Here is an 11,910-nt window from a genome sequence, read left to right as displayed (position 1 = left end):
GCTCGTGCTGGTCGGTCCGCGCACGTCGCGCAGCGCCCCCCAGCGCGCGCCCCGCGTGCTGCTCGCGGTCGACGGCACGGCGCTGCCGGCGGCCGGCCGGTGGATCGCCGAGCTGCCCGTCTCGACGACGATCGAGGTCGTCGCGGACATCGCCGGAGACCTCGGCTGGGTCGAGGACTACCTCCTCGCGGAGGGCGGCCGGCGGGTGCCGATCCGGCCGGCCGGGCCCGAGCTGGCGGACGCCGTGGCCGCGGTCGGCGTGGATGCCGAGACCTTTGTGTTCGCGGCGTCCGAGGCCTCGCGCCTGGTCGGCCTGCGCCGCCATCTGCGCGGTCTCGGACTCGCACGCGACCAGTTCGCGCTGCACGGGTACTGGAAGCGCGGCCACGCCGGCCCCGACGAGGCCTGACCGGCTCAGCGCCGCAGATGCGCGGGACGCTGCAGGAAGACCACCGCGACGACGCCGATCAGCAGCACCGCTGCCGGCAGCAGCAGGGACTGCGCCATCGCCGTCGAGAACGGGCCGGCGACCGCATCCGACAGCGTGCCCGAGGTGCTGGTGGCATCCGACATCCCGGGCAGGTTCGCCTCCAGCCGCGACTGCATGAGGGCGGCGATCGAGGCGGAGCCGAGCACCGAGCCGATCGTGCGGGTGGTGTTGTAGATGCCCGAGCCGGCACCCGCCTGCCGCGGCTCGAGACTGCGGGTCGCGGTCGTGGCCAGCGGCCCCCACATCCCGGATTGGCCGACGCCCATCACCGCGGACGGCAGCAGGTACATCCAGACGGGCGTGTCCATGTTCATCAGCACGGCGTACCAGACCAGCGAGCCCGAGACGAGGAGCAGGCCCGGGACGAGCAGCCATCGCGCGTCGACCCGGTCCAGCAACCGCCCGGCGAACGGCGAGAGCACGCCGACGACGACCGCCATGGGCACCATCAGCAGCGCCGACTCCGTCGGGGTCAGGCCCCGCGCGAGCTGCACGAAGAACATGAGCGGCAGCGACATGCTGGCGGCCATGAACCCGACCGTGGCGATCGCGAGACTGGAGACCGAGAAGTTGCGATCGCGGAACAGCCCCATCGGCACGAGCGGCTCGGAGCGGGTGCGCAGCTGCTGCCAGATGAACAGCCCGAGCACGACGACGCCGGCGGCGATCATCACCCAGACCCAGGCCGCCCAGTCGTAGTGCTCGCCCTCCTGCAGGCCGAAGACGATGAGGAACAACCCGGCCGCCGAGAGGACGACGCCGAGGACGTCGAAGCGGTGCGCGTGCGTCTCGAGGGTGGGCACCAGCAACCACGCCAGCACGAAGCCGACGATGCCGACCGGGATGTTGACGAAGAAGATCCACTCCCAGCCCCACGCGTCCACGAGCAGGCCGCCGGCGAGGGGACCGACGAGCATGGCGACGCCGGAGGTCGCGCCCCACAAGCCCATCGCGGCGCCGCGGCGCTCCGGCGGGAAGGTGCGGGTGATCACGGCCATGGTCTGCGGCGTCACCAGGGCGGCGCCCAGGCCCTGCACGGCGCGGAAGGCGACGAGCGCGCCGAGCGTGGTCGACAGGCCGCAGCCGAGCGAGGCGAGCGTGAACAGCGCGAGCCCGATGAGGTACATCCGCTTCGGGCCGAACCGGTCGCCGAGGCGCCCGGTGATCAGCAGCGGGACGGCGTAGGCGAGCAGATAGGCGCTGGTGACCCACACCACGTTGTCGAGGTTGTTGGTGCTCGGGTCCAGCGCCGCCTTGATGGCGGGGTTGGCGACCGAGACGATCGTGGTGTCGACCAGGATCATGAAGAACCCGATGACCAGCGCCCAGAGGGCGGGCCACGGGCTGCGGGTGCGGATGGGGCTGGTTCCTGTGGGGACGGTGGTCGTCATGTGCGAGGGCCCTTTCTGTGGGCGGAGACGTCGTGGCTGTGGGCGGCGTGCTCGCCCCAGGGGATGGTGTGGTCGTCGAAGCGGGCGATGATCGCGTCGTGCCAGGCGATCTCCGCCTCGAGGAGCGCGACCTCGCGCTCGCCGTCGATGAGGTACTGCAGGGGGACGTCGCGGGAGATGGCATCCTCGAGGCTGTCGCGGGTGTCGTCGAGCTCGGACTGCAGCGCTCGCCGTCGGTCGGCGAGCAGAGCCGACGCCTCGTCGCGCGACAGGTCGTGCGCCTCGGAGAGGGCGACCCGGAACTCGGCGAGCCGGTCGATGCGGGGCAGCTCGCGACGGATCCAGTCGTCGGCGGCGGCGATCCCGGCATCCGTCACCGCGTACGTCGTGCGCTCGGGACGGTTGCCCGCCCGGTCGACGCCGACCTCCTCGACCAGTCCCCAGCGTTCGAGGCGGGAGATCGTGTTGTAGAAGGTGCCGCCCGCGATCGCGACCAGCCGGTCGTCGCGGCGCTGCCGCATCAGCCGCATCATCTCGTACGGATGCATCGCGCCCTCTCGGAGCACGCCGAGCGCCATCACCGCCAGCGGCGTGAGGCGCGAGGAGACATCCGTCATCAATGATCCATTTCGATTAGTCCACATGGACTATACACGGGACGGGTACCGTTCCGCCATGGCCGATCCGCAGCGGGATGCCGCGCGCCGGCGCGGGTGGGAGCTCTTCGAGCCCGTCGCCGCGCCGTACCTGGCGCGCGCCGGCGTCGACATCGGTCGCATGTTCGGCTCGGAGGGCCTGCGCGTGCGGGGGAAGGTCTTCGCCTTCCTCGGCTTCGACGGCGACCTCGTGGTCAAGGTGCCGGCCGGGCGCAGCGAGGAGCTCTGCGCGACCACGCCCGCGACCCGCATGCTCATGCGAGGACGCGAGATGCGGGAGTGGCTGGTGCTGCGCCAGGAGGACGCGGGGTTCTGGCCCGACGCGGTCGCCGAGGCGTATGCCTACCTCGACCGGATCACACCCTGACCGTCTGGGATGATGGGCGGGTGACCGACCCTCAGACCCTCCCCGGCTGGCGCCACGTCTACTCCGGCAAGGTGCGCGACCTCTACGTGCCGGCGGACGCCGACGGCCGGGCGGCCGGGCGGATGCTGGTGGTCGCCAGCGACCGGGTCAGCGCGTTCGACCACGTGCTCTCCCCCGGCATCGCCGGCAAGGGCGAGATCCTCACGACGCTCAGCCTGTGGTGGTTCGACCGGCTCGCAGGCGGCGACGGCGGCCGGCGCATCCCGAACCACCTCGCCGCCGACCACGTGCTCGACGCCGGCGGGGACGCGCGGTCGATCATCCCGGATGCGGTCGCCGGCCGCGCGATGGTCGTGCGGGGCCTGGACATGCAGCCGGTGGAGTGCGTCGTCCGGGGATACCTGACCGGGTCGGGCTGGGCCGAGTACCGCGAGCACGGCACGGTCTGCGGCATCCGGCTGGGAGGCGGCCTCGGCAACGGCGACCGCCTGCCGGAGCCGATCTTCACCCCCGCGTACAAGGCGCCCCTGGGCGAGCACGACGAGAACATCACGTTCGCGCAGACCGCCGAGCTGGTCGGCGCCGAGCGCGCCGCCGCGCTGCGCGACCTCTCGCTGGAGGTCTACACCCGCGCGGCGGCCACCGCGGAGGCCCGCGGGCTGATCCTGGCGGACACGAAGTTCGAGTTCGGCCTCGACGAGGACGGCATCCTGACCCTCGCCGACGAGGTCCTCACGCCGGACTCGTCGCGGTACTGGGATGCGGAGGCGTGGCGCACCGGCACGACCCCGTCCGAGCGCATGGCCAGCTTCGACAAGCAGATCGTGCGCGACTGGCTCGCCGCCGCGTGGCCGGGGCAGGAGGGCGAGCCGCCGGCGCTGCCCGCCGAGGTCGTCGCCCGCACCACCGCCCGCTACCGGGAGCTGCTCGAGCGGCTGACCGCCTGACGCACGTCGCCCTTCGCGCCGCGGCGCGGATCCGCTATTCTCCGCGAGACCGCATCGTGCCGCCGAGACCCTGGGTGGACCCCACGGTCTCGGCGCGCAGATGCGGTCTCGCGGACCCGGCCTCGGCGACGGACCGCGACACGACGACCACCTCACCGCAAGGAGCGCGCATGGCCATCTGGAAGCTGCACGGCAACGGACGCACCGTCGAGCCCGGGGCCGTCGTCGCCCCCGGCGAGCGGCTGAGCTGGCCCGCCACGATCGCCATCGGGGTGCAGCACGTCATCGCGATGTTCGGCGCCACGTTCCTCGTGCCGGTGCTGACCGGCTTCCCGGTCTCGACGACCCTGCTGTTCTCGGGCATCGGGACGCTGCTGTTCCTCGTCATCACGAAGAACCGGCTGCCCAGCTACCTGGGCTCGTCGTTCGCGTTCATCGCGCCGGTGACCGCCGCGACGGCGAGCGCCGGCATGGGCTCCGCTCTCGCGGGCATCGTGGCGGTCGGCATCCTGCTCGCCCTCGTCGGCGTCGTCGTGCAGCTGGCCGGTCTCGGCTGGATCGACAAGCTCATGCCGCCCGTCGTCTCGGGGGCGATCGTCGCGCTGATCGGCTTCAACCTCGCCCCCGCGGCCTGGAGCAACTTCAAGGTGCAGCCGGTCGTCGCCTCGATCACGCTCGTCGCGATCGTGCTGTTCAGCGTGCTGTTCCGCGGATTCCTCGGCCGCATCTCGATCTTCCTCGGCGTCGTCGTCGGCTACATCGCGGCCGCGATCGGCGGGGTGCTCGACTTCAGCGCGGTCGGGGACGCCGCGTGGATCGGCCTGCCGGAGTTCCGCGTCGCCGATTTCACGACACCGGGAACGTGGGCGGCGATCGCGATGTTCCTGCCGGTCGTGCTCGTGCTCGTCGCCGAGAACGTGGGGCACGTGCGCGGCGTCGCCACGATGACCGACCGCTCGGTGAACCGCTCCACCGGCCGGGCGCTCATCGCCGACGGCGTCTCGACGACGCTCGCGGGCGTGTTCGGCGGGTCGGGCACGACGACCTACGGCGAGAACATCGGCGTGATGGCGGCGACGAGGGTGTACTCGACCGCCGCGTACTGGGTCGCCGGCGTCACGGCGATCCTGCTCGCCCTCTCCCCCAAGGTCGGAGCGGTGTTCAACTCGATCCCGGCCGGGGTGCTGGGCGGTGCGACCACCGCGCTGTACGGCCTGATCGGCATCATCGGCATCAAGATCTGGGTCGAGGGCCGCGTCGACTTCTCGCGGCCGGTCAACCAGTACACCGCCGCGGTGTCGCTCGTGATCGCGATCGCCCAGTTCACGATGGCGTGGGGCGACTTCCAGCTCGGTGCGATCGTGCTCGGCGCCGCCGCCGCGCTGGTGATCTACCACCTGGGCAACCTCATCGCCCGCGCCCGCGGGACCGGTGCCGACGACGGCGGCCCGCTGCCGGTGATCGGCCCGCTCGGCGGCGACCCGGAGTAGCGGCGTCCGGATGCCGGACGTGTCGCGCGCGGGCTTCGCCTCCGGCATCCGGCGTCCTCTGCTGAACAGGAGAAATCCGCTGAACAGGACGGATGCGGCCGATTCCCTCCTGCGCAGCGGATTCCTCCTGCGCAGCGGAGGTGGGTGGGGCCCGACGCGCGACGGAGGCGGCCCGCGCCGACGGGCAGCCGCCCGCGTCAGGCGGAGCCGCGGACGATGAGCTCGGTCGGCAGGATCGTCGACCGCGGCGGCTCGAGGCCGGCGAGCAGGTCCAGCAGCACCCGCGCCATCGTCTGCCCCTGCGCGAACGAGGGCTGGCGCATGGTCGTCAGCGCCGGCACCGTGCCGGTCGCGATCGCCGAGTCGTCGAAGCCCACGATCGCGATCTCGTCGGGGACCGACACGCCCGCCGCCTGCAGCACGCCCATCGCGCCCTGGGCCATCAGGTCGCTCGCGATGAACACGGCGTCGGGTCGGCTGCCGTCCTCCAGGATGCGGCGCATCGCCGCGGCCCCGCCCTCGGCGGTGAAGTCGCCGTCCGCCACCGCTACCGCCGGCAGACCCGCGGCGGCGAGCGCCTCCCGATAGCCGGCGAGACGGTCGATGCCCGCGACCATGCTCGCGGGTCCCGTGATGGTGGCGATGCGACGACGCCCCCGGCCGATCAGGTACGCCACCGCCTCCCGTGCCCCGGAGACGTTGTCGACGTCGACGTAATGGTCGCTGGGCCGTTCGACGGCCGGACGCCCTGCGAACACGACCGGCATCGCGGAGGCGACCGCCGAGACGAAGGTGTCGCTGGTGTGGTGCGAGACGACGATGGCGCCGTCGATCGAGCCGCTGCGCGCGTAACCGACCACCTTGTCGCCCGGGTCGCCGGAGGCGATGAACAGCGTCAGCACGTACGGCGAGGACGAGACGGTCGCGTTGATGCCGGACACGATCGACGCGAAGAACGGGTCGCCGAAGAAGCGGTGCGTGTCCTCGGGGATGATGACCCCGATCGCGAGCGTGCGGCTGCTTGCCAGCGTGCGCGCCGCCTGGTTTGGCACATAGTTCAGGTCGCTGATCGCCCGCTGCACGGCCTGCAGCGCCTCCGGGCTCACCGCCGCCTGGCCGTTGACGACCCGGGACACCGTCGACCGGGAGACGCCCGCGGCGCGGGCGACCTCCTCGATCGTGATGGTCGTGCGCGGCTGAGATGTCATCGAGGCCTCCTACAGTGCGCGATCCACGATGATGCGACTGTAGACCTGCCCGCTTTCCTTCACGGTGCGCTCGAGGCTGTCCCCCGCCACGCGCACGATGCCGAAGCGCTGTCCATACCCCCAGGCCCACTCGAAGTTGTCGAGCAGCGACCAGTAGAAGTATCCGCCGACGTCCACGCCGGCCTCGATCGCGTCGAGGACCGCCGCCAGGTGCCCGGTCACGAACGCGGCTCGCGCGGCATCCGGCACCGTGACGACCCCGTCCGTCACGACCGGCTCGTCGTCGAAGGCCGCTCCGTTCTCGGTGACGAACAGCCGTGTCCCGGCCGGCGCCGCGTATTCGTCCCAGACGCGCTGCAGCAGCCGCGTCAGCGTCGCCGGGTCGACCTCCCAGTGCATCGCGGTGCGCGGCAGCCCCCGGTCGTGCCAGTGGATGTCGTGGTGCACCGGGAACGGCGAGCGCGTCTCCCGCTGCGTCGGCGCGTCCCCGCCGGGCACCGGCTCGGCGGGCGGCCGCGCGCCGACGAGCTCGCCGTGGTAGTAGTTCACCCCGAGCGCGTCGATCGGGGCGGAGATGACGTCGAGGTCGCCGGGCCGGACGACCTCCTCGAGCGCGGCCGCGGCACCGGGCGCCGCCGCGCGCAGGTCCTCGACGATGTCGGCCGGGTACGCGCCGCGGAACACCGGGTCGAGGAACCATCGGTTGAACTGCCCGTCGATGCGGCGCGCGGCGTCCCGGTCGGCGGGATCGGCGGGATCCACCGGATCGGCGACCGTGAGGTTCAGCGTCAGCCCCAGCTCGAGCGACGCATCGCGCCCGCGCAGCGCCCGCACGGTCTGGCCGTGCCCGAGCAGCAGATGGTGGGCGGCGGCCACGCCCTCGGCGGCCGAGTAGTGACCGGGGGCGTGGATGCCGGCGGTGTGGCTGAGGAACGACGAGCACCAGGGCTCGTTCAGCGTCGTCCACACCGACACCCGGTCGCCGAGCGCGTCGTGCACGTCGAGCGCGTACTCGGTGAACCGGGCGGCGGTGTCGCGGTTCGTCCAGCCGCCGGCGTCCTGCAGCGCCTGCGGCAGATCCCAGTGGTAGAGCGTGAGCCAGGGGCGGATGCCGGCACCGAGCAGCTCGTCGACCAGGCGCCGGTAGAAGTCGAGGCCGGCGGGGTTGACCGGCCCACCGTCGGGGCGGACGCGTGCCCACGATGTGGAGAACCGGTAGGTCTGGATGCCGAGCCCGGCCATGAGGGCGACGTCCTCCGGATAGCGGTGGTAGTGGTCGCACGCGATCTCGCCGTCGTCGCCGCCGAGGACGGCACCGGGCACGCGGCAGAAGGCGTCCCAGATGGAGTCGCGCCGTCCGTCCTCGTGCGCGGCGCCCTCGATCTGGAACGCGGCGGTCGCCGCCCCGAACAGGAAGGAGTCGGGGAAGGACCGGGGGGTGCCGCTCATCGGGACCTGCTTCTCGCTCTCGTCGTCGATCGCGCTCCGGGGCGGGGACGCCGGCCCGGAGCGTCCCAGCCATGATGGCACGATCTGCGCGGGAGCGCTCCCACGAGTTTCCGGGCGAGGGGTCGGGGCTGCCCCGTAGACTGGTGGGGCACACCCGCCGCGCACCCTCCCGGAGCTTTCGAATGCCCACCATCGTCGTCGACGTCATGCCCAAGGCCGAGCTGCTGGACCCGCAGGGGAAGGCGGTCGCCGGGGCCCTGGACCGTCTCGGCGTGGCGGAGTTCTCGAGCGTCCGCATCGGCAAGCGCTTCGAGCTCACCGTCGATGGCGAGGTCGACGAGGCCGTGCTCGCGAAAGCACGTGAGATCGCCGACGACGTCCTCTCCAACGCCGTCATCGAGGACGTGGTGGGCATCGAGGTCGTGGAATGACCGTCCGCATCGGCGTCATCACCTTCCCCGGCTCGCTCGACGACCGCGACGCGCAGCGCGCGATCCGTGTCGCGGGCGCCCAGCCGGTGGCGCTGTGGCACGGGTCGCACGACCTCGAGGACGTCGACGCGCTCGTCCTGCCGGGCGGTTTCAGCTACGGCGACTATCTCCGGGCCGGCGCGATCGCCGCGCTCGCGCCGATCATGGCCGAGGTGAAGGATGCCGCGGCCGCCGGCGTGCCCGTGCTGGGCATCTGCAACGGCTTCCAGATGCTGGTCGAGGCGCACCTGCTGCCCGGCGGGCTGATCCGCAACGCGGGCCAGCAGTTCATCCGCCGCGACCAGAGGCTGCGCGTCGAGAACACCGCCACGGCGTGGACGAGCGACTTCGAGGCGGGCGCGGAGATCGTCATCCCGCTCAAGAACGCCGACGGCGGCTACACCGCCGACTCCGACACGCTGGCCCGGATCGAGGGCGACGGGCTCGTGGCGTTCCGCTATCTCGGCGTGAACCCCAACGGGTCGCTGAACGACATCGCGGGTCTGACGAACGAGCGCGGCAACGTCGTCGGGCTCATGCCGCATCCCGAGCACGCGGTGGAGCCGGGCTTCGGGCCGAACACGGCTGCGGCGATGCGCTCCGGCGTCGACGGCCTGGGCTTCTTCAGCTCGGCGATCGCGGCCGTGGTGGGTGCCGCGGCGTGAGTCGCGTCGCGCGTTCTCACGCAGCGTGTCTCCGCGAGCGGGAGGGGTGAACGTCGCGGGGGCGTAACGTCGAACGGGTGACCGAACGCATCCTCGTCTCCGTGCCCACGCAGCGTCTCGCCGACGCTCTCGCGCCGCTGCCCCCCGCGGTCGAGGTGATCGTGTGGCCGATGGACGGCCCGCCGCCGCGCGCGCACATCGATCTCGTCGTGCCGCCGTACCAGAACGCGGACGCGATCCTGCCGCGGCTGGCGGAGGTGGCGAGCCGCCTCGTGCAGAGCCAGTCGATCGGCTACGAGGGCGTGGCGGACCTGCTGCCGGCGGGCGTCGTGTTCGCGAACGCCGCCAGCGTGCACGAGACGTCCACCGCCGAGCTCGCCGTCGCGCTGACGCTCGCCGCGCAGCGCGACCTGCCGCGGTACGTCCGGCAGGCCGAGCACGGGCAGTGGCAGCCGGAGTTCGCGCAGAGCCTCGCCGACCGCCGGGTGCTGCTGCTCGGATACGGCGGCGTGGGCCGCGCGACCGCCGCGCGGCTCGCCGGCTTCGAGGTCGATCTCGTGCGCGTCGCGGCGCACACCAGGGACGAGGCGGGCGTGCACGTGCACGCGGTCGACGAGCTGCCGGAGCTGCTGACGGCGACCGACATCCTGATCCTCGCGCTGCCGGGCGGGAACTCGACGCGGCACATCATCGGCGACCGCGAGCTGTCGGCGCTGCCGGACGGCGCGCTGGTGGTCAACGTCGGCCGCGGCCCGCTCATCGACACGGAGGCGCTCGTCGACCATGTGCGCCGGGGACGCATCCGCGCCGCGCTCGACGTCGTCGACCCCGAGCCGCTGCCCGCGGATCACCCGCTGTGGACGCTGCCGGGCGTGCTCATCACCCCGCATGTCGGCGGAGCGTCGTCGGCGATGGTGCCGCGTGTCGTGCGCCTGATCCGCGAGCAGATCGAGCGGATGCTCGCCGGCGAGCCGCCGCGGAACGTGGTGCTGCGCAGCTGAGCGCGCCTCCCCTCTTCGAGATGGCGCCAGTTCCTGCGCATGGCGCCAGGAATTCCGGTAGCCATGCGCAGGAACTGGCGCCATCTCGCGGGCGGGCGCCGAGGGGACGGGAGCTCAGCGGGAATCGACGTCGGCGCCGGACCACAGGTCGCCACACTCGACGCGCACCGCGTGGTGGGCGCGCAGGTACGGGCCGGCACCCCGGTCGCCGGAGAGGGCGGCGGCGAGCGCCGGCCCATGCGTCCGGCCGATGAGCACCGGGTGCCCCGGCCGACCGTCGTAGACGGCCTGCGCCAGCGCGGTGGATGAGGCCTGGGCCAGGATGCGGCGGGCCGCCGCCGCCGGCATGTCGGGCGTGTCCACGGCGACCACGAGCGCGCTGTCGGCCGCCATCCCCCAGACGGCGGAGAGTCCGGCGCGGACGGACGCCGAGAGCCCGTCCGCCCAGTCCGCGACCGGCACCGCGATCGCGGCGCCGGGGAGCAGCGCCGCGACCTCGGCGGCCGCCGCCCCGACGGTGACGAGCACGGGGGCGCAGCCGGCGTCCGTCAGCATCCGCACCGCACGCTCGACCCACGGCTCGCCGTCCGCGGTGCGCGCCAGTCCCTTCGGGCCGCCGAATCGGGTGCCCGCGCCGGCCGCGAGAACCAGGCCAGCGGTGCGGTGGTCGCTCATCGTCGGCTCAGCGTAGCGCGCCGGAAACACGCGCCGATTACCGTGTCGGCATGCTGGACCTCGCCGCCGACCTCCTGCCGCTGCTGCGCGCGGGTGAGACGGTCGCGGTCGTCACGGTGGCCCGCGTGGCCCGCAGCGCCCCGCGGGGCGCGGGAGCGGCGATGGCGGTGACGCGCACCGCGCGGGTGATCGGCGCGATCTCCGGCGGATGCGTCGAGTCGGACGCCGTCTCGCTCTCGCTCGCCGCCCTGGGGCGGGGCCGGGGCGAGGTGTCGCGGCTGGGCTTCAGCGACGAGCAGGCGTTCGCCGCGGGCCTGGCGTGCGGCGGGTCGATCGACGCGGTGGTCAGCCTCGTCGGCCCGCGGGACGACGTGGCGCTCGCGGCGCTCGAGCGGGCGGCGTCCGGCCGCGCGACGGCGATCGGCATCCGCCTGTCCGGCCCGCGCACGGGCGAGATCGTCGACCCCGCCCTGGTGCCGGGGTCGGCGGCCGTGCTCGCGCGCGGCGAGACGACGACCGTGTCGGACGGAGCGGGGGAGGTCCTGGTGGTGTGCGCCACCCCGCCGCCGCGGCTGATCCTGCTCGGCGCCGGCGAGCACGCCGCCGCACTGTGCCGCGTCGGCGCGGCGGCGGGCTTCGCGGTGACCGTGTGCGACGTGTGGGACCTGCTGACGACCCCCGAGCGCTTCCCGGATGCGGAGCGCCTGGTCACCGGCATCCCGCACGAGTACCTGCGGGCGCAGGATGGCGACGACGTCGACGCCCGCACCGCGATCTGCGTGCTCACGCACGATGTGCGCCTCGACGTGCCGGCGATCACCGCCGCGCTGCGGATGCCGGTGGGATTCGTGGGCGCGATGGGGGCGCGCTCGACGGTCGCGCGCCGCGTCGAGCTGCTGCACGAGGCGGGTGTGACCGATGCCGAGCTGGCGGCGCTGCACTCGCCGCTCGGGCTCGACCTGGGCGGCTCGTCGCCCGAGCACACCGCGCTGGCGGTGCTCGCCGAGATCGTCGCCGTCACGCACGGCGGGTCGGCCCGGCCGCTGCGGGAGGGCCGCGGGCCGCTGCACCGCCGGGCTGCCGCAGGCCCCCTCGCCGGAG

At 73.3% G+C, this 11,910-nt stretch carries 13 protein-coding genes; 8 read left to right on the top strand and 5 right to left on the bottom strand.

Going from position 1 to position 11,910, the window contains the following annotated elements:
• Positions 1-409 (top strand): siderophore-interacting protein (locus QM626_RS07630; protein WP_415075648.1); only part of this gene is annotated, 409 nt, incomplete at its 5' end.
• Between the two features lie 5 nt (positions 410-414).
• Here QM626_RS07630 and QM626_RS07625 read toward each other — a convergent pair.
• Positions 415-1,881, bottom strand: a complete 1,467-nt coding sequence (locus QM626_RS07625) for a DHA2 family efflux MFS transporter permease subunit (protein ID WP_415075646.1) — start codon at positions 1,879-1,881, stop codon at positions 415-417.
• Positions 1,878-2,498 (bottom strand): PadR family transcriptional regulator, encoded by a 621-nt coding sequence (locus QM626_RS07620; RefSeq protein ID WP_415075644.1) that lies wholly within the window; start codon positions 2,496-2,498, stop codon positions 1,878-1,880. The genes QM626_RS07625 and QM626_RS07620 overlap by 4 nt, the downstream gene beginning before the upstream one ends.
• 58 nt (positions 2,499-2,556) lie before the next feature.
• On the opposite strand from QM626_RS07620, the gene QM626_RS07615 reads away from it, so the two are divergent.
• The 3 genes from QM626_RS07615 (at position 2,557) to QM626_RS07605 (ending at position 5,341) form a co-directional block, all read left to right on the top strand.
• Positions 2,557-2,904 carry a hypothetical protein gene (locus tag QM626_RS07615; RefSeq protein WP_415075642.1) on the top strand — a complete coding sequence of 116 codons (348 nt, stop codon included), beginning with the start codon at positions 2,557-2,559 and terminating at the stop codon, positions 2,902-2,904.
• Between the two features lie 20 nt (positions 2,905-2,924).
• Positions 2,925-3,851: a phosphoribosylaminoimidazolesuccinocarboxamide synthase gene (locus QM626_RS07610; RefSeq protein WP_415075640.1), complete on the top strand. Its 927-nt coding sequence runs from the start codon at positions 2,925-2,927 to the stop codon at positions 3,849-3,851.
• Between the two features lie 170 nt (positions 3,852-4,021).
• The gene (locus tag QM626_RS07605; protein WP_415075638.1) at positions 4,022-5,341 is read left to right on the top strand and encodes a uracil-xanthine permease family protein; all 1,320 of its coding nucleotides are present in this window, start codon (positions 4,022-4,024) and stop codon (positions 5,339-5,341) included.
• A 197-nt stretch (positions 5,342-5,538) separates the two neighbouring features.
• On the opposite strand, the gene QM626_RS07600 is transcribed toward QM626_RS07605, so the two are convergent.
• Positions 5,539-6,549, bottom strand: coding sequence for a LacI family DNA-binding transcriptional regulator (locus tag QM626_RS07600; RefSeq protein ID WP_415075636.1), 1,011 nt, complete (start codon positions 6,547-6,549; stop codon positions 5,539-5,541).
• 9 nt (positions 6,550-6,558) lie between these two features.
• Complete coding sequence (locus tag QM626_RS07595; RefSeq protein ID WP_415075634.1) at positions 6,559-7,998, bottom strand: GH1 family beta-glucosidase; 1,440 nt, start codon at positions 7,996-7,998, stop codon at positions 6,559-6,561.
• 182 nt (positions 7,999-8,180) lie between these two features.
• Between QM626_RS07595 and purS the strand changes: the two genes are divergently transcribed.
• The 3 genes from purS to QM626_RS07580 all read left to right on the top strand — a co-directional run bounded on the left by purS (position 8,181) and on the right by QM626_RS07580 (position 10,134).
• Positions 8,181-8,429 (top strand): phosphoribosylformylglycinamidine synthase subunit PurS, encoded by a 249-nt coding sequence (gene purS / locus QM626_RS07590; RefSeq protein WP_415075632.1) that lies wholly within the window; start codon positions 8,181-8,183, stop codon positions 8,427-8,429.
• Entirely contained in the window at positions 8,426-9,133 is a 708-nt protein-coding gene (gene purQ, locus QM626_RS07585) for a phosphoribosylformylglycinamidine synthase subunit PurQ (RefSeq protein ID WP_415075630.1), read from the top strand. Before purS ends, purQ begins: the two co-directional genes overlap by 4 nt.
• Positions 9,134-9,210: 77 nt before the next feature.
• The gene (locus QM626_RS07580; RefSeq protein ID WP_415075628.1) at positions 9,211-10,134 is read left to right on the top strand and encodes a 2-hydroxyacid dehydrogenase; all 924 of its coding nucleotides are present in this window, start codon (positions 9,211-9,213) and stop codon (positions 10,132-10,134) included.
• Between the two features lie 114 nt (positions 10,135-10,248).
• On the opposite strand, the gene QM626_RS07575 is transcribed toward QM626_RS07580, so the two are convergent.
• Positions 10,249-10,809, bottom strand: coding sequence for a nucleotidyltransferase family protein (locus QM626_RS07575; protein WP_415075626.1), 561 nt, complete (start codon positions 10,807-10,809; stop codon positions 10,249-10,251).
• A 50-nt stretch (positions 10,810-10,859) separates the two neighbouring features.
• Here QM626_RS07575 and QM626_RS07570 point away from each other — a divergent pair.
• Positions 10,860-11,910: XdhC family protein (locus tag QM626_RS07570; RefSeq protein ID WP_415075624.1), on the top strand; the 1,051-nt coding region annotated here is incomplete at its 3' end.

The sequence above is a fragment of the Microbacterium sp. genome (assembly GCF_047606385.1).
Classification (GTDB): domain Bacteria; phylum Actinomycetota; class Actinomycetes; order Actinomycetales; family Microbacteriaceae; genus Microbacterium.
This window is presented reverse-complemented; position numbering and strand designations above follow the sequence as displayed.